The sequence below is a fragment of the Pseudoalteromonas rubra genome (assembly GCF_000238295.3).
Classification (GTDB): Bacteria; Pseudomonadota; Gammaproteobacteria; order Enterobacterales; family Alteromonadaceae; genus Pseudoalteromonas; species Pseudoalteromonas rubra.
Window position 1 is genome coordinate 33069 of record NZ_AHCD03000044.1, and the last position, 23878, is coordinate 56946.

At 48.2% G+C, this 23878-nt stretch carries 17 protein-coding genes; 10 read left to right on the forward strand and 7 right to left on the reverse strand.

What is annotated here, in order from left to right; translation table 11 throughout:
* Positions 1–58 precede the first annotated feature (58 nt).
* On the forward strand, positions 59–850 hold the full coding sequence (locus tag PRUB_RS21375) for a substrate-binding periplasmic protein (protein ID WP_010381394.1): 792 nt from the start codon (positions 59–61) through the stop codon (positions 848–850).
* Positions 851–936: 86 nt separating this feature from the next.
* On the forward strand, positions 937–2388 hold the full coding sequence (locus PRUB_RS21380; protein ID WP_010381395.1) for a metallophosphoesterase: 1452 nt from the start codon (positions 937–939) through the stop codon (positions 2386–2388).
* A 46-nt stretch (positions 2389–2434) separates the two neighbouring features.
* Here PRUB_RS21380 and PRUB_RS21385 read toward each other — a convergent pair whose 3' ends face one another.
* The 3 genes from PRUB_RS21385 to PRUB_RS21395 form a co-directional block, all read right to left on the reverse strand.
* Entirely contained in the window at positions 2435–3508 is a 1074-nt protein-coding gene (locus PRUB_RS21385; protein WP_010381396.1) for a hypothetical protein, read from the reverse strand.
* Positions 3509–3599: 91 nt separating this feature from the next.
* Positions 3600–7112, reverse strand: coding sequence for a hypothetical protein (locus tag PRUB_RS21390; protein ID WP_010381397.1), 3513 nt, complete (start codon positions 7110–7112; stop codon positions 3600–3602).
* 307 nt (positions 7113–7419) lie between these two features.
* Positions 7420–7914: a DUF6702 family protein gene (locus tag PRUB_RS21395; protein WP_010381398.1), complete on the reverse strand. Its 495-nt coding sequence runs from the start codon at positions 7912–7914 to the stop codon at positions 7420–7422.
* A 436-nt stretch (positions 7915–8350) separates the two neighbouring features.
* Between PRUB_RS21395 and PRUB_RS21400 the strand changes: the two genes are divergently transcribed.
* The 4 genes from PRUB_RS21400 to PRUB_RS21415 are packed head-to-tail and all read left to right on the forward strand — an operon-like array spanning position 8351 to position 14183.
* Complete coding sequence (locus PRUB_RS21400) at positions 8351–8581, forward strand: hypothetical protein (RefSeq protein ID WP_010381399.1); 231 nt, start codon at positions 8351–8353, stop codon at positions 8579–8581.
* Between the two features lie 53 nt (positions 8582–8634).
* Positions 8635–9855, forward strand: a complete 1221-nt coding sequence (locus PRUB_RS21405) for an exonuclease SbcCD subunit D C-terminal domain-containing protein (protein ID WP_010381404.1) — start codon at positions 8635–8637, stop codon at positions 9853–9855.
* Positions 9852–13508, forward strand: coding sequence for an AAA family ATPase (locus PRUB_RS21410; protein ID WP_010381405.1), 3657 nt, complete (start codon positions 9852–9854; stop codon positions 13506–13508). Before PRUB_RS21405 ends, PRUB_RS21410 begins: the two co-directional genes overlap by 4 nt.
* Positions 13509–13517: 9 nt before the next feature.
* Entirely contained in the window at positions 13518–14183 is a 666-nt protein-coding gene (locus PRUB_RS21415) for a class I SAM-dependent methyltransferase (protein ID WP_010381407.1), read from the forward strand.
* On the opposite strand, the gene PRUB_RS21420 is transcribed toward PRUB_RS21415, so the two are convergent.
* Positions 14163–14726, reverse strand: coding sequence for a DUF6942 family protein (locus PRUB_RS21420; RefSeq protein WP_010381411.1), 564 nt, complete (start codon positions 14724–14726; stop codon positions 14163–14165). The two genes, PRUB_RS21415 and PRUB_RS21420, sit on opposite strands and share 21 nt — an antisense overlap.
* A 243-nt stretch (positions 14727–14969) precedes the next feature.
* Between PRUB_RS21420 and PRUB_RS21425 the strand changes: the two genes are divergently transcribed.
* The 4 genes from PRUB_RS21425 (at position 14970) to PRUB_RS21440 (ending at position 21085) form a co-directional block, all read left to right on the forward strand.
* Positions 14970–16856, forward strand: a complete 1887-nt coding sequence (locus PRUB_RS21425) for an alkaline phosphatase PhoX (RefSeq protein ID WP_010381412.1) — start codon at positions 14970–14972, stop codon at positions 16854–16856.
* A 65-nt stretch (positions 16857–16921) separates the two neighbouring features.
* Positions 16922–18577 (forward strand): hypothetical protein, encoded by a 1656-nt coding sequence (locus PRUB_RS21430; RefSeq protein ID WP_010381414.1) that lies wholly within the window; start codon positions 16922–16924, stop codon positions 18575–18577.
* Between the two features lie 417 nt (positions 18578–18994).
* The gene (locus PRUB_RS21435; RefSeq protein ID WP_010387466.1) at positions 18995–20008 is read left to right on the forward strand and encodes an IS110 family RNA-guided transposase; all 1014 of its coding nucleotides are present in this window, start codon (positions 18995–18997) and stop codon (positions 20006–20008) included.
* 741 nt (positions 20009–20749) lie between these two features.
* Positions 20750–21085: a hypothetical protein gene (locus PRUB_RS21440; protein WP_010384482.1), complete on the forward strand. Its 336-nt coding sequence runs from the start codon at positions 20750–20752 to the stop codon at positions 21083–21085.
* Between the two features lie 119 nt (positions 21086–21204).
* Here PRUB_RS21440 and PRUB_RS21445 read toward each other — a convergent pair whose 3' ends face one another.
* From PRUB_RS21445 to PRUB_RS21455, 3 genes are all read right to left on the reverse strand, one after another.
* On the reverse strand, positions 21205–22116 hold the full coding sequence (locus PRUB_RS21445; protein ID WP_010384481.1) for an SDR family NAD(P)-dependent oxidoreductase: 912 nt from the start codon (positions 22114–22116) through the stop codon (positions 21205–21207).
* Between the two features lie 126 nt (positions 22117–22242).
* Complete coding sequence (locus tag PRUB_RS21450; protein WP_010384480.1) at positions 22243–23097, reverse strand: AraC family transcriptional regulator; 855 nt, start codon at positions 23095–23097, stop codon at positions 22243–22245.
* Between the two features lie 32 nt (positions 23098–23129).
* Positions 23130–23627, reverse strand: coding sequence for an SRPBCC family protein (locus PRUB_RS21455; RefSeq protein ID WP_010384479.1), 498 nt, complete (start codon positions 23625–23627; stop codon positions 23130–23132).
* Between the last annotated feature and the right edge of the window lie 251 nt (positions 23628–23878).

Consider the following 23878-nt stretch of genomic DNA (forward strand, 5'->3'; position numbering starts at 1 on the left):
AACTGACGCGATAATGGCTATAACTAAAAGATACAGGTCGGAGAATAAGCAGGTGAGAGTGGTTGGTATCAGGTTGTATCTCAGAATATGGTGTTTTTTTATTGCCAGTGCTTTTTTTTACGGATCACAAGTCAGTGCACAGCAACCATGCACCGGCGAAGTTAAAATTGGCGTCGTCGCTGACTGGCCACCGCTGACAGCGGTAGATGAGCGCGGGGCGTACGGGTTAGATGTGGAAATAGCCCGTAAGGTGTTCGCACAGCTGAATATGTGCCCACGATTTTTGCGCCTGCCAACCTCTGCCCGAAGTTTAGATCAGCTGGGTAAAGGGACGGTCGATGTATTATTGATGGTCAGTTATGTTCAGGAACGTGCTGAATTGGGGGTGTTTTCAGCCCCCTATCGCTGGGAAAAAATGCGACTTTTTTCATTGCGCCAGCCGCGTATGGCCATAGATTTAAAAGCCTTGTTGCGGTTGGGCTATCGTATCGGCCTGAGCATAGGTTCTTATTATGGTGAGGAACTCAAAAACCTTGCCGAAAACCCCAATTTTGGCCATCTATTGGTGGGCATTTCCGGCAGCCCCCAGCGTATTGAGATGTTGGCGAAAAAACGGGTCGATTTTATCATTGAAGACGAGATCCTCGGTCGTTTCATGGCGCGTAAGCTGGGCATTAAAAACTTTTATATTTGGGACTATCCAGTCCACAACAACCAGGTGCACTTTTTACTGCGAAAAGGGCTGTTCGATGCTGCACAACTGGCGCGTTTTAATGACACAATAGAGCGCCTTCGTCCAGATATCGATGAGTTGGTTGAGCGCTATACCCATCACAGCGTGCCACGCTGAGCAGTGTGAAATGCGGGGTAATATCAACACCGCTTTATTGTGGTCTACACTAAGGAAGCTAATGGAGCCGCAAACAAGGAATAACCATGCGCAAACACATGCTTCCTCTCGTTATTTTACTCTCTGGTTGCACGGGCACTGCCGACAGTGCAGCGAATGATCCGCTCGTCCATGCCGCTTATACCATGCTGGCCCCCGCACAGAATGGGGGTGTGCAAGTCTATGCCAGAGCCATTGTCGACGGCGCACATATCAATGATCAGCAATGTCCACAGTTAATACACGCGGGTGAACAGGCAATAAAAACCCGGGCCAGACAATTAAACCCGGATCCTGATAATTTTCCGGTCACAGTTTGTGAAGCCGTGATCCGCCCAGGTATTCAATATCGCCTTTCTTATGGCGGGATTGAACTGGCTCCTGTTACTCTGGCACCTGAGCAAATTCAGGTATTTGGGGATTCCGGGTGTAAGAGTTCAGTATGTGAAGGGGTCAGTGCTGCGCAACCTTTTGCTCAGCTGGCAGACCTGGGTGCCAAACAAAGCAAGCAGTTGATCCTGCATATGGGAGATTTTAATTATCGCGGTACGTCGGGCAGCATCAGTAAGGATATTTACGCTTATGATGCGGGCGATGGCGGCTACGGTGGTCCGTCATGTGGTCTAACAGAGACCTATTATTCGCAAAATGCCAGCGGGAGTCCAAAACCCGATACCTGGCAGAGCTGGCAGGCTGATTTGTTTGCGCCAGCGAAGTCTTTGCTGGCCAGCGCACCTTGGGTATTTGCCCGCGGTAATCATGAGCTGTGCAGCCGTGCCGGTCCAGGCTGGTTTTATTTCCTGGGACCTGGCTCTGACCTACCAGGCGGGGTTGCACAGCAATCATGCCCCTATCAGGGTGAATTCAGCCAGCCTCCCAGCGAAGCAAGCGACCACATTGTGATGCTAGACCCCTATTTGCTTGAACTGGAGTCTCTGGCATTGTGGGTGATGGATTCGGCCAATGCCTGCGATTCACGCTCGCCACAAACACTCACGCGCCAGTATCGTGACCAGTATGCTCAATTGCAGCGGCTGGCTTCTCGGGTAAAAACCCCGTTATGGATGATGACCCACAGGCCTCTGTGGGGACAAAGCGGACCGGTTGGTACACCTTCAATCACAGATATGCTGCAAACGGCGTTGAAGACGACTATGTCGCAACAGTTACCGTCTGAGGTCAGCTTGTCGTTGTCTGGTCATATGCATATTTATCAATCGCTGGCTTTTGCTAAGGGCAGTGATCGTCCGCCTCAACTGGTGGTTGGCAACAGTGGTGTCAGCCTGAGTTCAACAGGTGCAAACAGTGGATTCAGTACTCAAATTGATGGCAAGCGCGCGCAAGGTAATACTCAGGGGGAATTTGGTTATATCTCCATTAAGCTGAAAAAAGACCACCAATGGCAGGGGCAGTTTTACAACACTCAGGGCCAGGTGTTCCTCGATTGTGGTAGCAAGCAGGCTGAGCAAGGAAAAGCACTTTGCCAGATTGCACGGTGAGTGAACAGGTCGCCACCTGATGATTCGGTGGCGACAATTACCCTGTTTACCAGGTCAGCTGCCAGCTGAAATTCAGTCTGAGTGTCAGCGCCTTGTTGGGGTTGATGTGATCCAGTGCGGTGGTGACTGACCAGGCTTCACCCTGATAAGCCAGCTCGGGCGCCAGGTTGAGCGGGTCCAGCATCATACGCCAGTTCCCCAGTTGCATGCCCAGCTGTGCAAAGTGCTGGTCGCCCTGGCGACGTACACTGGCCAGGTAGCGGTAACCCAGGTATTGATATTGTCCTTGCAGGTAAACCTGGCTGGGTAAATCAAAGTCATGATTTTGAGCGGTTTCTCGGCCTTTTAATAGGGGCCGAAAACTACTAAAGCCCGCGTTGTCGACAAAACTGCCCTTGGTGTTGATGTCCGCTTCGGTAAAGCCTGCCTGGTCAAATTCAAATTGGTTATACAGATCGATCACCTTGCCTGAAAGCGCAAAGTGTTTTGTCACTTGCCAGTCGAAGTGCACATCCAGTGACAAACCCTCTCCGCGAGTGCGCCAGGCGTTGTCCGTGTTAGGGCGCTTTAAAAAGTTGTTATCGCTGTAAAACTCGCTAAATTGCAGCGCGCCGCGTAATTGCGCATTGTCGCTGCCTGAGAGTGCGCCACTTAGCTGCGAGTCTCTGAGGTAGTTGAGTTGCCAGTAGTTGGTCTGCACGGTGACTGTTAATGCATCAAAATGGTGCTGATAAGCCAGCCCAAGGCCTTTGCTGCGTGTTCCGGTCAGCGTTAGCCTGGCGTCGTAGCTGGTGAGAGGCTGATCATTTTGCTCCTGATAATAACCGAGCGCGGTGTGAGCATTGGTATCAATCAGGTAATCAACACGCTGCATCGTATGCAGTTGCCAGTTTGCCAGTGCAGTATGGCGATAGGCCACGCCAAAACGTGACTGAGAAAAGCCAAATGAGGCATCTGACTCAGGGCGCTGGTCCCATTTATCCCGGGCAATGTTTAATACTGGCGCAATATTCGTTTGGCTATTGCTGTCGAGATAAACTGTTACTTCATGAGTGTTTGCCATTGTGCCGGTAGACACCAACAGACTGGCAGACAAACCTAAAAACCATTGTTTGTTCATAGTGATCCAGAAAAAGGGTCAGCGCTAGCTGACCCCGAATGAGGTGTTATCCGCCAGGCCAGATGAAAGTCTGGCCTGCTTTACACGGATATTAGAGTGTTTCGATTTGCTCATTGGCGTAAACGATGAATAAACCCGCATCTCGCTTCACGATTCTTGCGGCCTGCTCTTCACCTACCATAATGGTGCCCAGCGTTTGCTCCCCTTCACTGTCATCGGAGTGTGTCTCGGCCATCTGCAAAGTAACACCTTCGGCATTATTGGCTGAGAGTTGCTCTGTTTCTGTGTTGTAGAAGACCGTGAAACTGCGCTTTAGCTCCGAACCTGGTACCTGGTAGTCGACCTCCAGCTCCAGTTCGCCCGCTTTAAAGTCGGTACGCTGGCCTACCAGAGACAAGTCAACATGGTACTCACCCAGCTTAACATTGACATTCATGGCTGCACTGATGTCCAGGTAGTTAGTGTCGGTCTCGATTTGATAGGTGTCATTGGGCTTTCCGATAGAGCGGGTAGCATCATATCCTTCGCCGTTCCAGGTCTGATAATAAACCACGTTGACCTGACCATATCCCGGATAATTGAGCGTATGTTCTTGATATATTTTCTTTTCAAATTCATATTGCGCATATCCCTGAGCACCTAATGCCAGCTCGGTACCTGTGATATCCTGTACCGCATGCATATAGTTGACATAGTTCACAGTCCGCAAAGTATGCTGGGTTGGGTCTATGTAGCTTCCACTTTCGTCTATCGGCAGGCCTTGTTCATTCAGAGTATGTGGCTGAGTAAAATAAGCCGTGTAGCCTTCTCCTGATGCGTCAGGTTGCAGGTATGCAGCAACACTGCTGTCAATGTCATTGAATTGATCAAAGTAGCGCGTACTGATAATCAAGTCATTTTTATCAGTTTGTTGCGTCATAGCTTTGACAAATACCGACATAGTTTCAATCGGGGTTCCCTGGTGTGTCACGCTATAGTGATAATCAGCCGCAGTGTCATTGTCACTGGACGAAGTCCATGATTGCTCCAGATCGCCGAGCGTAGATGTAATAGCATTGCCGTCAGAGCGAGTGTCAACTTCTATCGTGTGGGGGATCTCAGGATACAGATAACGTGCCGACAGCGGGTAATTTTGACCTGCCTGGTACACCTGTTGCTGTAACTGAAAATCGACATATATGTCATCAAGCTTCGTGATGTAAACGGAACCCGAGTGCTCGGGGGTTAACAAAGTTTGAATATTCTCAATGCGCGTATAGTCTATCGGAAAGCGTCTTAGTTTTTTGAGGGCCACTTCATCGCTTGACGAGAACCAGGCACGCCAATCCAGCTCGTCCACAGCTATCCGTTCGCCAGACTCGAAAGTAACCACTCCATTGGCATAGCCTGTTAGGCTACTTGCTTGGTAGCGGAAATACTGAAGCTCAAACCGACCAAAGCCATCTGGCACGATGCGTTCTAGTCGTTTAGTTGTGAAGCCGTCTCCATAATCACTGGTTAGTTCAACATAGTCTACGCCTTGGTAGCTGCTGATCTGTCTATTGTGAGTGATGGTGTCCTCGCCATCTTTCACGTATTGGGTGATGACAGTAGCAATGCCCTGCTGATTAACCGGTTGGAATTCAATGAGTAATGACTCGCCATCTCGACTCGTGATTTTGGCCTTTGAATCAGACTCGATGCTTAATGTACCGGCGTCAGGAATAAGACGGCCAAAGTGTTCAAATCCGGCAGGGTTAAACTCACTCAGGTTATCCAGTTTTACAGTCAGGCTTGCACCGATCTGGTTGCCCTGGGCTGCGCTGAATGTGCCACTTAGTGATAGCATGCCAGGCACAAAGATTGTATCGGGACGTATTGAGAAATTATATCTGCCAGATAAACCCTCATACAGTGAAGTCTGTGTTAACTTTTCAATATGTTTCGCAGTGAGCTCAGCACTGATCATACCCTGAAAGCTAACTGGAACAGTGATCGACTCTGTGGCTTTTTGTGCTATCGTCACATCTAGTGCCAGACTGCCGTGGCGGCCATCAACTGCCGGGGCATTGCCTTGTTTAAGTTGCTCAACGGTGACCGGCTGATCCAGTACGACTTCAATCTGACTGCCCTGGTTAATAGTCAATGCAGCGGCATTATTCTCTACTTTGCCCGATACACTCAGCGTATAGGTTTGATTGTCTTCAGCGACGGTGATTGTGGCGTTCGCTTCCAGTTGCTCCTCGCCCGCAGATGCGGTGACAGAGAACACTAAACCGGTTTCGTCAATCACAGCCATACCGGTTGCACCAGCCAGTTCCAGGTAGTCGTCCAGTTTAATCGGCTGATTGTTATTGGGCAGCTGACCGGCACGACGCGCACTGTCGATTAACGCCAGTGCTTCAGAGACGTCCGCGAGTAGTTTGTAAGAGTTTGCCTGATCGCGCACCATGTCTGTGGCATCGTCGATCAGTGCAACAAACTCATCACCTTGTGTGCGGACTTCTTTACCGTGTGTGTCTGCAACATCAAACAGGTTGGCAAATACGCGAATATCCTGCACCATTGCTGCGGCTTTAGCGACGGCATTGTCACCACTTTGCTGCTGTGCCTGTCCTTTAATACGATCAGTATTTTGTGTTTCAGCACTGAGCATTTCATTGTGTAAGCGAGTCGATAGTTTTTCTAGTTCGCTGAGGTTATCAAGTTTGTCAGCCAGTGCAGGATCGGCCTTGATAAGTGTGATGAGCTGTTGGCTTGCAAGCTCTGCACCGGCAAGAATGTCACTGAGGTTGAACTCAAAACTGGCATCGTCATCATGTGCTGAGTTGGATAAAAATGCGCCGTCTGTGGCTTGAATATCGGTAATAGCTTCGGCCAGGCGTGTGCTCAAAGCGTTGTTCTCGTCACCCAGGTCCGCGAACAGGGCATGCGCAATCCCTGCGTTGATCAGAGCATAGCGCAGGTCATCACTGTTGTTATCATCAACCAGCGAAGCACTGTCTTCTATCATTGCTGGTTTCATCTGATGCAATGCACCTACCAGGCCAAATAAATCGGCAATTTCAGAGTATGCAGTGGCAATTGAATCAGGGGTAACTTCGCCACGCTGCTGAGCAATTGCAGCGGCAAAATGTGTCAACGGGGTGATATTTGCAGTGCTTGGCTGCTCAGTGACGTTAACAAATGTACTCAGTACCAGATCCGGAGCGATCTGAGTCAGGTTAACGCGTTCGCCGAATGCAATCGTATCAGTATCATTTTGTCCACACCCCGCTGGTGCATCACAAATCATATAGGTTGGATTTTGTGCATCCTGGCTGACACTGATCTGTGCTTTAACTATGCCTTGTGCATTATTTACGGTGGCGTTAAACAGGCCGTTCTCATCTGTAATAACGGCAGTTTGGCTATCGAGCTGGACAGGTTGACCGTTTTCGTATTTAAAGAAAGTAACCGGTGCGTTTATCAAAGTGCCTTTTGCTGCTACACCCTTGATTTCATTAGACGTAACCTGTGATTCGGGTTCTTTTTTTGTATTGGTCTGACTGTCATTGCTATCAGAGCCACAGCCGCTGAGAACGGATAAAACGCCTAATGCGAGCAGAGTTTTTTTAAATTCCATATTGAGTTTCCACTATTTTGAGGTCGTAGCGTACTGCACAGGTCTGGCCCATGGTTGTGTTGGGAGAAGGGATAAAAATGTTATGGGTTAGCTTGGAACGCCATATCCTTGATATGAACCTACTTCATCCTGATGCAGTATTTGCTATGTTGTTTTGATTGTTGCGGTTGGTATTGTAATCGGATGAGCTGATTTATCAATAATCATTATGACTGTTTGATTAATTTATTGATTCTTATAATTTTAATTTTTTGTTTATTTCATGAATGGAGTTTTAATTCTAACCTTTGTTGTCTTTTTTTGAGCTTTAATCTGTAAACTTCACCCACAGCCAGCTATCGTCGCCGTTAAAATGCAGCGTCTGAACGGTTTGCTGAGTTTTAAAGTTGACCATATTGACCTGGGTTGGCCAGATATCTCTGAGTGCATCATGACGCATCTGTAAGCGGTTAAAGGCAGCTGGCATGGGGGCGCGCTGGATAACCCAGAAAAACTGCCCATCAATACTGCCACTATGTAACGTCAATGGAATGGCTTGGCCGGTTTCACCCTTTAGCTCCACTGCGTTATGCACATATTCGGCAAAGCGGGCTCTGTCTGACTCGTTTTGAAACAGGTCGGTGTCTTCGCCAAACAAGTCTTCCACCGCATGCTCGGTGTCGTGCAAATAAAATCGGTGCATTAATTCAATCTGCTCGTTACTTGGGTCAACCAGTACCGTTGTCATTGCAGCCTTGATTTGGTGTGCCGTTGCTGTGTTTACCCACATTAATGCCAGTGCGGCAATCAGCCGATCCCTCATGTCGTACCCCTTGGTTGTGTTCGGGTCTTATCATACCGCGAATTGAGCACAATTATTGTTATTTTACTGCTGAGCTTGTTATCTGGATTAAAACAATCGGTGTGCAGTGAGTACGTTCTGTTTTTGAGTGATTTGCATATATGGTCATTTTGCCTCATTCGTCTATATTGTCACGAAACGTAACTAACCCACGTGTTTTGGGCGTGATAAAATGAGTATAGTGATGATGTCAAAATTACAATAAATTTCCGTGCCAAGTTCCCATTTTGCAAATTTATTGTCTCTATTTTACAAATAAATTAAAAAAGCCAAATTCAATGGTTGAAATCGGAACTAAATTCCCAGTAAAATCGCGGACTTTTCAATCGGCGAGTAAAACTGGCGTTGGTTTTGCTCTGTACAAAGTACCCGTTTAGCAAAAAATGTGGTGAGCAGTATGGATTTCTACATACTAAAAAAACAAGAGAAGCTCGTTGCCATACCGGCGGACGAACAGAACTGCAAAGAGTATCTGGATAACGGCTACTTTTATGTTGATAAAGTGGCTGCGTGTAACGAGAAATCGGCACTGAAACGCCTGAATGGCAGACAGAACCGTTATCTTCGTGCGTTGTGGTTGCTTGTGATCCCCGTGATGATTTTCGCCTGGCGTCAACTCAGCCATTAACCTATTCAGCTAAGCAGTGTATATTAACCGGCATTAAGGTTAAGGAACGCTGCATGAAGGTTTTACACACATCCGACTGGCATCTGGGTCAACAGTTTTACGAGCACAGCCGTCATGCTGAACATCAGCATTTTCTGGACTGGCTGTGCGACACACTCACATCTCATCAAATTAATGTACTGATAGTCAGTGGCGACATTTATCACAGTGCTACGCCTTCGGCGATGGCTGAGCAGCAGCTGTATGCCTTTATCAGGCGCGCAAAAGCCGATAATCCAGACTTACACATTGTTATCACCGCAGGCAATCATGATTCCGCCAATCGAATAGAGACGGCTAAACCACTGCTGAGTCAATTCGACACCCATGTTGTCGGCCGGTTTGATAAGCACAATCCCCAGGATGTGGTAAAAACCCTCAATACTGACCTTGGCACTTTGCAGGTTGTGGCCATGCCGTTTTTACGCAGCGCCGATCTGGATACTCAAGCCGATGATCCTTTGGCCTATCAACGTGGCGTTGAACGCGCATACCAGGCGGCTTACCAGGGGTTAGATGCACAACTTCCGGTGCTGGCTATGGGCCATTTACATGCCAAAGGTGGCAGTATTTCCGGCGATTCAGAGCGTAATATTACCATTGGCGGGTTTGATGCCATTACTGCGGATGTGTTTGGGGAACGTCCCGATTATGTTGCACTTGGACATTTACATAAAGCGCAAAAAGTCGCTGGCAGCGAGGCTATTCGCTATTGCGGTACACCCCTGCCGATGTCGTTTTCTGAGCGTAATTATCGTCATCAGGTACTGTTGGTGGAGTTTTCTGATAACAAGCTTAGCAGTGTAAAGCCCCTTGACGTGCCGCGTCTTAAACCGGTGATTTTACTGCCCGAGCGCGGTGGGGCGACTTTGGATGAGCTCATTGTTTTGCTCAACGAACTCGACTTATCACAATACCAGAGCCAGGGCGCAGCAACGCCCTACCTGAGGCTGCGGCTCAATGCCAGTGACACCGATAGTCAGTTCCGCACTAAGATTGAACAGGCACTGGCGGATAAACAAGTGCACTTCTGTGGCATTGAGCGTGTGAGCAATACGCAACAGAGCGCAGACATGCCGCATTTTGAAGACCTTGGGCAGGTTGAGAAACTGGAACCCGTGAGTTTATTAGAGCTGGCGTATCGGGCACAGATAGACAGTGAACAAGCCGTGCCGCAAGCTTTGCAAGATTGCCTGATGCAGGTACTGGCCAGTGTACAGGAGCAGGAAGCATGAAACTACTAGGGATCCAGGTGCAAAACCTGGCGTCACTGGCGGATGCCGACATTGATTTTACCCAGCCACCGTTAAAAGACACCGGCCTGTTTGCTATCACCGGCGATACTGGCGCGGGTAAAAGCACCTTGCTGGATGCAATATGTCTGGCATTGTACGGTAAAACCGCCCGACTCAAGGCTGATGCAAAAAACAAAGTGATGCTCAACGGCGATGAGCTGAAACTCAATGATCCCCGAAACCTGCTGCGCCGTGGCTGTGTCAGCGCCCGCGCCGAAGTAACGTTTTGTGGTCAGGATGGCGATCAATACCGTGCCAGCTGGCGTGTCGGTCGCGCCCGGAATAAGTTGGATGGCCGTATTAAAGAAGCTGAGCATCAGGTGGTGCGCCTTGCTGATGATACGGTACTGGCTACCAAAACCACCGAGGCCAAACAGTTGCTGGAACAGTTATTGGGCCTGAACTTTGAACAGTTTTCTCGTGCGGTGCTTCTCGCACAACATGAATTTGCTGCATTTTTGAAAGCCAACAGTGATGAGCGGGCGCAATTGCTCGAAACGCTTACCGGCACGGCTAAGTTCAGCGTAATAGGTAAAGCCATATTTGAACATCACAAAGCAAAGCAAGATACGCTGGAACAGCGTAAGCAATCACTAAACCATGTCACTTTACTCAGCGATGAAGCACTGGCCGAAAATCAGCAAAACGCAGCGGATTTGACGGCTGCCATTGCCACGGCTCGTGATGAAGAAAAGCATCTGGAGCAAGGCATTCAATGGTATCAGGCTTGTGACAAGCTGGCCGAGCAATGTCATCAGGCTGAGCAGGAACAGGCCGATTGCCAGCAGCGACTGACTATGCAAGCCCATGACTTTGATAAAGCGAGGCGCGCCAAAGCTGTCGAGGTGATCGCAGATAACCGGGCTCAGGCTCGGGATATGACTGCCCAGCTTAAGCAACTAGAGCTTGATATCAGCCAGTTGCAACAGCAGGATTACGCGCCGCAGATCCGCATTGCGCAAGATCAACTACAAGCCGCTCAGACACGACTCAGTGAGGCAAAAAGCCAGTTGCAGATCAGTACCCCTGCCCTGCAATCATTACGTGAGCTGGACCAGCAGCGCGAAGCCAACAAACAGCTGCTGGCACAAAACAGTGCAGAACATAACGAGCAGCGTGAGCAGCATGAAGCATTGCAACAGCGCAGTGAAACGCTGGGGGCTCAGTTACAAAAGGATGCTCAGCAGGTTGCCCGATTGCAGCAAGACTGCCAGACAGATCCGGATCTGACGCGTGTGAGTGAGCAGTGGTCACAGATCAGCGGTGCATTAAAACACTGGCAGGCATGTCAGGCACAGCTTGGTAAACTGGCGGATGAGCAACAACACACACAAGCCTGTGCAGACAAAGACACACAAACGCAACAGGCGCTGCAACCCAGACTGACAGAATTACATCAACAATTAGCCGATATTCAGCAAAACCTGAGCACGACTCAGTCGCAGTTGAGTGAGCTGGATTATGAGACATTACAATTTCAGCGTACTCAGTTAATTCAGGCGCAGCAAAACCAGTCACAGCTTGCCCAGCTGCAACAGGAGCAGGGTGAGCACCGGCTTCACATTGATCGTCTGCGGCATCAACATCACAGCCTGCAACAGCAACTTAAAGACACTGAGCAGCAAGATGAACTGACCAGACAGCGGGTGTTGCTGACTCAGGAAAATTTGCAGCAAGTCCGCTTTCGGGCCAGTGACAGTGTTAGTAAACTGAGAACGCAGCTGGTTGCGGGCCAGGAGTGCATGGTGTGTGGCTCGACGGAGCACCCTTATGGTGTAGATCACATCGACAGTCACTGGCAAACCCTGATTGCTGATTTTGAATCGCAATATCAGGCTGCTGAACAAGCCCGCGCGCAGACGCAGCAACGTTACCATGACCTGGTTGGTCAGGCTGAGCAATGCAATGGTCAGTTACAGGCGGCACTGCAACATGAAGCACAACTCAATAGCAAGCTTGCGCAAATTGCCGAATTACTGGCGCAGTTGCCTGTTGAGTTGCGCGATACCGCGGACCCTCAGGCGTTGCTGGCTCAGTTGGATCACAAGCTACAAACCTACAGCCAGCTGAGTAAAACACAGCAACAGCTTTGGCAGCAACAGCAGACAGCTCAGCGCGACATACAGCAACTGGAACAACAAAACCAACAGTTACAAAGTCAGCTCGAACGTGCCTTACAGGCAATGGCTTATGCCCAAACCAGGCAAACAGAGCTTGCGACAGAGCAGCAAGAAACCCTGTCGCAGATCCGGCAGATATATTCAACCTCTGCATGGTGGCAGGTGTTTGAGCAATCACCGGATCAAGCTATCACTCAATTGGGCGAGCAAGTGCATGTCAGGCAGCAGCAACTGCAACAGCTCAGTGAATTACAGCAAAAGATTGATGAAGGTGAACAGCAGGCTAAACTGCTACGCCAGCAAAGTCAGGATAAACAGGCACAGCTTAATAAAACGGCGCAAGCCCGCCACGCTCTGGCTGAAAAAGGGGACGTACTGACCCGTGAACGAACAGCGATCCAGCCACTTGAGATCAGTGCAGACAACTGGCATCAGTCTTTACTGGATGAACAACAGCAAGCTGAGAGTTTGCTGGCTCAGGCAACACAACGAGTTTCAGATCTGCGTCAGGCGCAGGAATCACAGACACTGACGCTGGCACACAAGCAGCAATCACAGCAGCAGCTGCAAGCGTCGCTGGCAAAAGTTCAAACCCGTTACCAGAGTTGGCTGGCAGAGTTACAAACTCAGTTCAACACCATCACAGAAGCGGGTGTTGAGGCGCTGTTACAGTGGGATAAGTCACAGTGGCAAGCTTTGCTGGCCGAATATGAGGCTGTGAACAAAGCATTACACAGTGCACAGAATAAACACGCTCATCTGCAAGAAGAACTCGCATCTTTGCGTGCTAAGCCTGTGACCGAGCAAGCCCAGGAACACCTTACTGAGCGACTGGTTCAGTTGCAACAAGCACGCGATGCCAATCAGGCGCAGTTGATCAGTGTAAATGCAGTACTGAAACAGCATGAAGATAACCAGGCTTATCTGGCCGAGCAATATGAGGCACTTCAGGCACAGCAGGCCGAATACGAGCACTGGCACCTGTTAAATCGCTTGTTGGGTGACGCCACGGGCAAAACCATGCGTAATCTGGCTCAAGCACAGACGCTCAGGATCTTGTTGCAATATGCCAATCATCACCTTGGCAGTCTGAGTCATCGTTATCGCCTGACCGTCATCGGTCAGTCGCTGGAGATCGCCATTATTGACCGTGATATGGCCGATGAACAGCGCAGTGTAAATACTTTGTCTGGCGGTGAGTCCTTTCTGGTTTCTCTGGCGCTGGCATTGGGTCTGGCGTCTCTGTCTTCAAACCAGGTGCAGATTAATTCGTTGTTTATCGACGAAGGGTTCGGCACTTTGGATCCACAAACGCTCAGCGTGGCGCTGGACGCGCTCGATGCATTGCAGTCACAAGGGCGCAAAGTGGGCGTGATCTCTCATGTGGCCGAAATGACGGAGCGGGTAGGCACGCAAATTAAAGTACAGAAACAGGCTGGCGGCTTTTCGTCGGTTACCATCAGCGAACGATAAGGAGACATCATGCCCAGTTTTACACAAGATGAAGCAGCCCATTACGACAGCCGCATTGAGCGCCTGGTGCCCGGTTATCAGCTGCTTCATGAATTGGTGCAGGCACAATTACAGACTGTGCTCCCAGAGGAGGCGCAAATTTTGATCGTGGGAGCCGGCACAGGCAAAGAAGTATTACAGCTGGCCCACAGCAATCCGCACTGGACCTTCATCGTACAAGATGTGTCTGACGACATGTTGGCCATCGCAGATCAAAATTTTACTAACTCCGGGCTTTCTGATCGCGTGACCATACATTCCGGGCCACTGGAGTCCGGACAATATCAGGCTGATGTCGCACTGTGCCTGCTGGTGATGCATTTTGTGCCGGATAGTGGCGCTAAGCTGGCACTACTGGCGTCAATTCATAGTAACCTCAAGCCTGGTAAACAGCTGCTACTGGCAGACTTGATGAAGCCCGAAACCCAGTTTGAGCGCGAGTCTCAGCTTAAGCACTGTCGCGCTATGGGGCTGACTGCGGTTGGTGAAGAACGTATGCGATACAATCTGGAGCAAGAATTTTACCCACTCGACAGGATCCGGCTGGCAGAGTTGTTGGATGAAAGTGGCTTTTCATCCGCGCATATGTTCTTTAAAGCCCTTGGATTCAGTGGTTTAACTTGCATCAGGCAATAAGTCAGGCAGGCCTGTATTGAGCAACTCAACTAATTTTGAGATCTTAATATTACTAAGCTGGCGATAATCCAAATACGGACAGATCAGTAACTTATTGACGGGATCAATGGCAAACTCCTCATCCAGCCAATGCAGAGAGTTAGTAAAAATATGATCCCGAAGCAATATCTTTGCATAGGTGCGACCCGCTATGATGTGCCAGTCATAGCGATTTGCTGCCAAATCTGGCGCAGAAAACAGCAAAGCCTCCTGACACCCCTGCTGTAACAGCCGCTTATCCCGATATTTTTGCCAGCTTGGGTAGTATTCGGGCTGGTTAGTAAAATCGTGATCTGGGTGACTGAGTTCTGCTATAAACTTGGCATACACATTAAACACTTTGCGCCAGCCATTGCCACATTGCCGGTTGATGTAATCAATTTCTCCAGCCTGTAAGGCTATGACTTTATTTAACTTTTGAAATTCTGCGAGTTTTGGCGGGCGTTCAATATAAATGGCCAGCAACCCCTGCTCTGCGCCAAATCCGTAAGTTGGTAAATTCATGATCTCTGTAAATGATGTGTATTAATTCGCTGAACATTATATCTGTTTTTGCCACTGCGTGTTCTGTAAACCCCCTTTACACAGAAGGTAGCTACTGATTCATCTGGGGTGTCTTTTATTTGACTTATAACTGACTGAAAACTTTAATGTTTAAGCAATGTATCTGTAACCGGTTCACCCCAACCTGTTGTGCGCTTGATAACAATAACTGTAGCAATTGTAGCAACTAACTCGGAGTAAATAATGAAGCGCATAGCATATTCGTTGATCGCCGCTGCCGTCACAGTGGCATTAACCGCCTGTGATGGTGATGATGGTAAACAAGGCCCTCAGGGCGAGCAAGGTGTTCAGGGTGAGCAAGGTGTTCAGGGAGATCAAGGCACTAACGGTACTAATGGCACGAACGGCACGAACGGCACGAACGGTGTTGCAGGTAAAGATGGTCAAAACGGTGGTTCAGGCCTGATCCGTATCGCCACTGTGCCAGCAGGCGCCGAAGTCACAGGTTTGTTCCTGACTGAGCAAGGCGATTTGTTCTTCAATGTGCAACACCCAAGCGATGCGAACACATCGGAAGATGGAAATGGACGTCCATACAATGGCGGTACTGTGGGCGTATTAACCGGTGTTAATTTCAACGAGTTGCCACGTAATATAGTGAGCTCACCTGTTCCAGAGACAGAGTTTGAGATGCAAACGGTTGTAACTGCGATTGGTCAATATCAGATCCTGGGTCAGACTGGTGATGTGTATGCCGATCTGGGCGAAAAGGGCCTGGCTGGTGGCTTAGGTGTGCACTACGGTATCACATCTGGTGACAAGATCATTGAAAATGATAACCCGGACTTCAACGGTTTTATCCCAAGTGCTGACGAAGAAAATACAGGTTATCTGTTTACTAACTGGGAATCATACCCAGGTGGCATGAGCCGTCTTAAAATGAGCAAGAGCGATGCGGGTACATGGAACATTGAAGAAGCCATGATGCTCGACTTTGATGCCGTGCAAGGCACCGCTGCGAACTGCTTTGGTTCTGTTTCTCCGTGGGGCACGCCTTTGACCTCAGAAGAATGGATTGTGTGGTCTGAAGAGGATACTACTCAGGATCCAGACTGGAATAATCCAGCTGAAATGGGTAATGACAGAATAGAAGCACTTGTTGCACCCGAGTACCCTAACCCTTACCGCTACGGTTATATTGCTGAAGTGCAAAATCCGCTTTCTGATACGCCAGATGTTGTGAAGCACTTCACCATTGGTCGTTACGAGCACGAAAACTCAGTAGTTATGCCGGATGAGCGTACTGTGTATTCCTCTCAGGATGATACCGGTGGCGTACTGTTTAAGTTCATTGCGGATCAACCTAAAGATCTAAGCTCAGGTACGCTTTATGGCGCGAAATTGACGCAGGACAAAGGCCTGAATGATCCGGCTGTGACTGGCTTTGATGTTACTTGGGTTGAAATTGCATCGGGCACCAATGCCGAAATTGAAGCCTGGATTGCCGAGTACGATGAAATCAATACTGAAGATTTTGTTGCAGGTCAAACAAGTTACCTGTCTGTGGCTGACGTAAAAGCCTGGGCAGACGGTGCCGAAACTTACCCAACGCTGGCGCAAGGTGGTGGTTTGGTTACTGCGGGTAAGCCTATGGATAACCGTGCCGCATTCCTGGAGTCTCGCCAGGCGGCTAAGCAATTGGGTGCAACGGCTGAATGGCGTAAGCTGGAAGGGATCAGCATTAACTACGACCGTGTAGTTGAAGCTGTGACAGGTCAAGACATGGTACCGGGTGAAGTGGTTGAGCAGGCATATATGTATATCGGTGTTGCTGATATTGACAAGACAATGATTGATCCAAAAGGTGATATTCAGTTGTCTCCGCGTGTTAAAGATTGTGGTGGTGTTTACCGTGCCCATATCGATAACAACTACAACCTGACTCGCATTGAGCCAGTAGTGATGGGTGGCACATTCCGCTCTAGCCTGACTGATGCAGAACAATGTGACGTCAATCAACTGTCTCAGCCTGATAACGTGATTGTAATGCAGGACGGCCGCATCATCATTGGTGAAGACGGTATCCAGGAAAACAACACCCTGTGGTTGTACGATCCTAACGCTAAGTAACTGTAAGACTCGCGGTGCCCGTTCGTGGCACCGCATTTTTTTATCCAAAAATGGACGTCATAAAAATGAAATACCAAGTAATCGGCCTGGCGGTACTCACTGGCCTAGCACTGACCGGCTGCGAAGAATCACAACATCATACTCAAGCTGCCGAACTAATCGCCTCGCAGTCAGCGCATAAAGCTACACTTTACAAACCGGGTGATGGTATTCCTGCAACCGCTTACCTGGAGCACGATGAGGTCTATAACCCTGAGTCGGTGATCCCACCTCAGTGTTACACTAAAACCGATGGTGTAAATAACCCCTGTTATGCCTGCCATCAGTCTTATAAAGAAGAGCCAAAAAGACCGAATGCAATGCGCGATGGCCATTTGCAGGGCGTCTATGAATTCTCCGACCTGGGCCTGAAAAACCACTGGAAAAACCTCTTTGTTGACCGGACTGATTTGATCGCAGGTATGCCAGATAAAGAGATCATGGCATGGATCAATCAGGATAATTACACCCCGTTTATCGAAAAGCTGAAACAAGACAAGCAATGGCGCGGTGAAATAACCCCGCTGGAAAATCTGGCCTATCCGGAAAAAGCCTTTGATGAGATGGGGTTTGCCAGAGATGGCAGCGGCTGGGTGGCATTTAACTACAAGCCTTTCCCGTCGACGTTTTGGCCCACCAACGGCTCTACGGGTGATGTGATGATCCGTTTGCCCGAAGCGTTTCGCTCAAAAGGGGGTGTGTACAATCAGGATGTGTACCTGGCAAATCTGAGCCTGGTTGAGCTGGCATTAAAAGGCTTAGATAAGATCTCAACACCCACAATCTCGGAGCAACGCATTGGCCAGGATTTAAATGGCGACAATCAGCTCACCAAAATCAGCGAGATAACAAGGCAATCACATTATGTGGGTGATGCCACAGATGCGCTGGCGCATATGCTCTACCCTCAGGAAACTGAGTTCCTGCATACCGTGCGTTACATTGGTGTGGATGAAAATGGTGGCATTTACAGTGCACCGCGCATGAAAGAAGTGCGCTACATGAAAAAGCACAAGTTTAAAACGCGTCAGTCGTTAAGTTCCTCGTACTATCGTGAGGCAAAAGAGAAAGCGTTCGAAAACCTGCCGCAAACCCTGTATCTGGGCGATCAGGGTATCAACAACACCTTTGGCTGGACTATAAATGGGTATATTGAAGACAAACAAGGTAACCTGAGACCACAGCATAAGCAAGAGCTGGCATTTTGTAATGGATGTCACAAAACCATCGGCTCAACTTACGACCAGACGTTCTCATTCGCCCGCAAAGTAGAAGGCGCACGCGGCTGGGGCTATATCAACCTCAAAGAAATGAAAGATGTGCCCAACAAAGGTGAAACACTCGGCGAGTTCCTGACTTACATGAACCGCGTTGGCGGTGGCGACGAATTCCGCCAGAACCGCGAAATGCTGCAAAAGTGGTTCAAAGCAGACGGCACGGTCGACAAAGAAAAAGTTGAGTCCGCAGATAACCTGTACGAGTTGATCACCCCGTCAAAAGAGCGCGCACTGGCACTCAACAAAGCCTACAGAACCATAGTGGAAGAGCAAAGCTACCTGTTTGGCCGCGACGCAACACTGGTAGAAGCAAGTAACGTACTGCAACAAGTAGACGACTCCCAGGCCCCGTTGAAAAAGGAAAACCAACACCAATGGGACATGCAACTTGATTGGGCTAAGTGAGAACGACGATTGATAATCGTCGCAGCTCACTTAGCGCTTTTCATGGATGAAAAGCCGGAAGCCCCCTACAGGGACGTATTTCCACTCGTACCTTACGCGACCGATGATTAAGAATCATCGCAGGCTCGGCGCCCCCGCACTGCGAACGCTTTTCATGGATGTGTCGTGCAAAGTCGTGCTTTAGCGCGGTCTTTGCGCAAGGTGAAATGAGCGGTTTTAGCTGGACTTACACTGTACTCTAATCAGTATTGCCACTCGTACCTTATGCGACCGATGATTAAGAATCATCGCAGGCTCGGCGCCCCCGCACTGCGAACGCTTTTCATGGATGATGAGATGAACACCTCAAGTGCAAACGGCGTCGCAATGCACCAATATTGATTTGACGATTCAATATAAATCACAAGAGGTGTTCAAATGAAAGTATGTCTAATTGGAATTGATTTGGCAAAAAATACGCTTCAAGTCTGTGGTGTTAACCAGGCAGGAAAGCCGATTTTTAATAAAGCACTAAAAAGAAACAAGCTGTTGCCATTCCTGCTGAACTATCCAGACGCTATTGTCGCTATGGAAGCTTGTTCAGGCTCAAACTACTGGGGACGTGAATTGGAAAAGCTAAACATCAAGGTAAGGCTGATCCCGCCAATTCACGTAAAGCCCTTTGTTAAGGGTAATAAAAACGATAGGAATGATGCCTTTGCTATCACAGAAGCTGCCGTAAGGCCGAGCATGTATTTCGTTAAACCGCGGAGTCTGGAACAAACAGAATCTTCCATGCTGCACAAAGTGAGAAGCCGCTGGGTGAGCCAAAAGACCAGGCTGACAAACCAACTACGCGGATTATTGAATGAGTACGGTATTGTGATAGCTCCAGGGGACAAGGCACTAAAGCATAAGTTAACAGAAATCTTAGAGGATGGAGAAAATGACCTAAGTTCAGGCATTAGGCATTTGATAGGCAATGTCAGACAAGAATGGCAAGAGGTGGAAGCACGGTTAAGCGATATAGATGCTTTAATGCGCTCACAAGTAAAGTCAGATGAGGATTGTCGGCGATTAGTAAAGATAAAAGGTGTATCGACTATCACGGCCACAGCAATTAAAGCCTTTGCTGGCGATGGTAAGCACTTTAAAAATGGCAGGCATTTCTCTTCAAACTTGGGTTTAGTTCCTAAAGAGCACTCTAGTGGAGGCAAGCAAAAAATAAATGGCATAACCAAACGAGGCAATCAATACATAAGGCGCTTGCTTATTCAAGGTGCGTGGAGTGTCTTACGTTATGCTAAACAAAGTGATGACGGTCTATCGAATTGGGCAGAAAAAGTCATGGAGCGCCGGGGCAAACACAAAGCAGTGGTTGCGGTGGCAAATAAGCTAGCACGGATAATCTGGTCAATGTTGGCAAATAAAACAGAGTACAAAGTAGTGTAACCAACCTACTAAGCTAGAAAGGTAATGATTTAACAGGTTAAACCGACCTCTGTGAACGCTGGCAGACACACAGAAACATCAAGTTCGAAGGGACGATTAGCAGCAGAGGGGCGGTTCTCATTAGGGCCAAAGGTCGACGAACCTTACAAACAGGCCGGATATACGTAAGCAGCTTAACCAGTTAATCAAAGAATGAAAAATTAGTAGTCCAGACCTTAATAAAAGTCTGGACAGAGTCGAGGTGTACATATATGTATCGTGCAAAGTCGTGCTTTAGCGCGGTCTTTGCGCAAGGTGAAACGAGCAGTTTTAGCTGGACTTACGCTGTGCTCTAATCAGTATTGCCACTCGTACCTTAATCGTCCCCGCTAACTTAGCGTTTTCCCTGGATGTGTCGTGCAAAGTCGTGCTTTAGCGCGGTCTTTGCGCAAGGTGAAACCGAGCAGTTTTAGCTGGACTTACGCTGTGCTCTAATCAGTGTTGCCACTCGTACTTTAATCGCCCCCGTTCACTTGGCGCTTTCACGGACGTGTCTCGCAAAGTTGTGCTTTATTGAAGCCGATTTATCATTACGCCAATCTATGATGTGGGTCAGGACAAATTTAGAGCAAACATGTTCACATTGTACCGATAAGGTTGTTACTATAGAATTTTGAATAGCAAAAATAAAAAGTTATAAAAAACAATGCCCTTACAGGGTTTTACTATTTATTCATCAGATATTAAATAAGGATTATTATAATGAAAAAGCGCGTTTTATCAGTTGCTTTAGCTCTGACTTCTTTAGGCGCACAGGCCAATACCTGTAGCAGTATAGGCTGTACAAGTGTCATTGAAACACTTTATACCAGTGAAAATGGCAACATCTACGTGGGATTTCCGGCCGATGAAAAGCTGGCAAACTGCACGCCGCAAAGTGGTGTTTACTTTACCTTAAGACCCGAAGCAAAAAATAAAAACCAAATGTATTCAACTTTAATTTACGCGCTGGCAGCCAGTAAGAAAGTGCAGGCTCGTGTGCACGAAAGCTCTCAGGGTTGCTCCATCGCCTGGGTGAGTGTAGACACTCGTTGGTAGCCAATAAAAAAGTCGCTAACCCATATTTGTTTTGAGGTGGGTCTTTGCTCTGGGCAAATTTGCTTCATCCCCGTGGGTGAAGCAATTCACGTGTTCAGAGCGCCGCTGTATATCTGGTGCTATACAAAGCGTTGAATTGCCTGGTAGGCATTGTCCTGATACTGCTGGTTGTTCAGGTCTTCAAATAGCTCTGCCTGATCCCCGATAGGGCCCGTTAACCCTTTCTGACTGGCGTAAAATGTGCCACTTTTTAACTCTTCATCAAACAACCCGATCAGATAGCGTTTCGCCCCCTCTTCAACTTTATGGACTTTGCCAAGCCACAGCATAACCTGCATCATGCTCTTCATTACATATTGTTTTACAAAGGAGAGAGAGTTAAAGCCATCAGTGCCCGTTGTCGCACCTGGGCTCATGGTGATGAATTTCAGCTGTGGATGGCGTCTGGCCATTGCCGACATCCATAATGCCCCCATATATTTGATTGGCCCGTAAGGTATGGTCGCATCTGTGGTGGAGCCATAGAACGACCCGTCACAAACAGAAGCAAACTCCTCGACCGATGAGGTGCTTAGCTCCGGACGCTTCATGCCCATTTCCTTCACGCCCCGGGCGGCTTCTGAGCCTGCATAGATGGCAACCTGAGTAAGTTTCTGCGCCTTAATTAGCTCTTCTGTCAGTACACTGTGCCCCAGCAGATTAACTGCAAATATCTCGGTGACGCCCTGTTCATTCAGTTTGTTAAACTGTTTACCGCCCGTGCCTCCGGCATTCATGATCAGTGCATCAATACTTTCTGGTAGCTGTTGTACGGCAGAACGCACCGAACTTAAATCGCTGACATCGAGCTGGATAATCTCAAAAATACGCTTGCCTGTCTGTTGTTCCAGTGTCATCTTCGCAGCTTCAGCTTTGTCACGGTTGCGACATCCCAGGTAGATCTTTTCAATGTCCGGATACGCAGCAATTTGCTTTGCAGCCTCTTTACCTAAGCCTGCATTTGCGCCAGTGATTAATACGCGGGTGATCATAATGTGCCTCTTTCTAAATTCGGGTGTTGAGTTTATGAGGCCAGAATAGCGAAAAGCGGCTGGCTGCTTTTGATATTTCTTGCGGTATTGAATGTGTATTGTCGGGTTATAAAAAAGCCTGATAGTTCAGGCTTTTAGTGTTACAGGAATATTCAGGTACACTTTATTGTTTGGGTCCGCGTCATTAAAGCCGCCTGGCAATAACTCGAAATCGGGCTTGTCAGCGTACTCATAACGGCTTTTTGGCAGCCAGCTGCCCCAAATATACCTTAGGGTTTCTTCCAGGTTTGCGATGGGCCCTGTATGTGTAAACCTGGCATAAGTTTGTGCAGCCAGTTCTCGTGTGATCAGGCCATCCGGCACGTCATCAAAATTTTCAACCTGGGCTGAGCAAATATAAACAAATCGAGTGGTATCTCCGTCTTCCTGATAGTTTTCATAGATACCAAAAAAGTGATCGCCTACCCGATTGGGGATTTTGTCACGATAGGGGCGAAAGCCTGACCAAAGCTTAGGCAGGCTGAGATCTCCATCTTCGTATACATTGGCAATCCCCACAATTTTCATCGCAGGTTGTTCAATGATCTCGGGTTCCATACTGATGTTGTTTTGCAAAAATGCCAGATCGTCAGGGCTAAATGGCTTTTTGTACAACAAACGAAATGGTTCGTTTATTTTTCGATATTGTGCGGGTGTCATATCGAATAGTGCCTTAAACGCCCGAGTGAATGCTTCTTGAGAATCAAACTGACAGTCCATGGCCAGGGTTAATATGCTCACATCCTCTGTTAACAGTCGCTTTGCAGCTAAGGTTAACCTGCGTTTGCGAAGATACTCTTTTGGGGTGTCGCCTACCAATGCTTTGAAAATCCTACTGTAGTGATATGTTGAATAGTGGGATGCCGCAGCGATTTCATGCACGCTGATTTTTTCATGCAAATGCGCTTCAATGTAGTCAATACTTTTAAAAAAACGATCCATCCCATAGTCCTCTTTCATCTTAATGGGTATAGTCACACGCTGATCGGTGCTGATTGAACAAGGTTAGCTTCCGCGTACCGTTTTAACCCTGCTAATAGTTTGCCAAAGGCGACGGGAAACACCAGTCGAAGCAGTGGATAAAACAGATAGGCAAACCATTTAAGCTGCGGCGAGGCAGTCCAGATCACCTTGCTTTGGTTTTTACCAACCGGCTGCACTGACATCATAACGTGGTTCTGCCGGATAGGCACAATGGCCGGGTTGTTAACGGGCAGCACATTAAAAGCGATGGTCTTGTCCGTTTCACTGAATTCGGTAATGACCTCTTTGACTTTCGCACCATCTGGATTGTCACTTAAATTACAAACGCGCCCTTCCATTGGTGCGCCTAAGCGGCTGCTACCTTTACCGAGTGCTTCAGAGTGGGGTATAGGTCCCATCCATAGATGTGCTTTATCAAATTGATGGGCGACTAAATCCCAAACTTGCTCAGCCGATTTATTAATGATGATTGATTTGGTGATCTTCATGATTAGCTCCAGGAATTGATATTGAAGCCAGTGTAAAAGGTTGCATGTGTGAGTTTTTGATATTTCTTGCTACGTTTGATGAAAGCAGAGCGATCGTTATCTTTTATTTAGTTGCTTTGTAGCCATACGTCTTATTACGCACGGTGAAATGAGTTGCTTTAGTTACTCTCTAAAGTTGAAAAATAGCCCGGGAAGCCACTTTTCAAATTGCTTCCCAGACTATTCACCACTGAATGTACGCGGCACTAAGT

Excerpts from the sequence above, each read along its gene's own strand:
- PRUB_RS21380 (WP_010381395.1), top strand. The coding sequence starts at position 937 with ATGCGCAAACACATGCTTCCTCTCGTTATTTTACTCTCTGGTTGCACG.
- PRUB_RS21385 (WP_010381396.1), bottom strand. The coding sequence starts at position 3,508 with ATGAACAAACAATGGTTTTTAGGTTTGTCTGCCAGTCTGTTGGTGTCT.
- PRUB_RS21390 (WP_010381397.1), bottom strand. The coding sequence starts at position 7,112 with ATGGAATTTAAAAAAACTCTGCTCGCATTAGGCGTTTTATCCGTTCTC.
- PRUB_RS21395 (WP_010381398.1), bottom strand. The coding sequence starts at position 7,914 with ATGAGGGATCGGCTGATTGCCGCACTGGCATTAATGTGGGTAAACACA.
- PRUB_RS21400 (WP_010381399.1), top strand. The coding sequence starts at position 8,351 with ATGGATTTCTACATACTAAAAAAACAAGAGAAGCTCGTTGCCATACCG.
- PRUB_RS21405 (WP_010381404.1), top strand. The coding sequence starts at position 8,635 with ATGAAGGTTTTACACACATCCGACTGGCATCTGGGTCAACAGTTTTAC.
- PRUB_RS21410 (WP_010381405.1), top strand. The coding sequence starts at position 9,852 with ATGAAACTACTAGGGATCCAGGTGCAAAACCTGGCGTCACTGGCGGAT.
- PRUB_RS21415 (WP_010381407.1), top strand. The coding sequence starts at position 13,518 with ATGCCCAGTTTTACACAAGATGAAGCAGCCCATTACGACAGCCGCATT.
- PRUB_RS21420 (WP_010381411.1), bottom strand. The coding sequence starts at position 14,726 with ATGAATTTACCAACTTACGGATTTGGCGCAGAGCAGGGGTTGCTGGCC.
- PRUB_RS21425 (WP_010381412.1), top strand. The coding sequence starts at position 14,970 with ATGAAGCGCATAGCATATTCGTTGATCGCCGCTGCCGTCACAGTGGCA.
- PRUB_RS21430 (WP_010381414.1), top strand. The coding sequence starts at position 16,922 with ATGAAATACCAAGTAATCGGCCTGGCGGTACTCACTGGCCTAGCACTG.
- PRUB_RS21435 (WP_010387466.1), top strand. The coding sequence starts at position 18,995 with ATGAAAGTATGTCTAATTGGAATTGATTTGGCAAAAAATACGCTTCAA.
- PRUB_RS21440 (WP_010384482.1), top strand. The coding sequence starts at position 20,750 with ATGAAAAAGCGCGTTTTATCAGTTGCTTTAGCTCTGACTTCTTTAGGC.
- PRUB_RS21445 (WP_010384481.1), bottom strand. The coding sequence starts at position 22,116 with ATGATCACCCGCGTATTAATCACTGGCGCAAATGCAGGCTTAGGTAAA.
- PRUB_RS21450 (WP_010384480.1), bottom strand. The coding sequence starts at position 23,097 with ATGGATCGTTTTTTTAAAAGTATTGACTACATTGAAGCGCATTTGCAT.
- PRUB_RS21455 (WP_010384479.1), bottom strand. The coding sequence starts at position 23,627 with ATGAAGATCACCAAATCAATCATCATTAATAAATCGGCTGAGCAAGTT.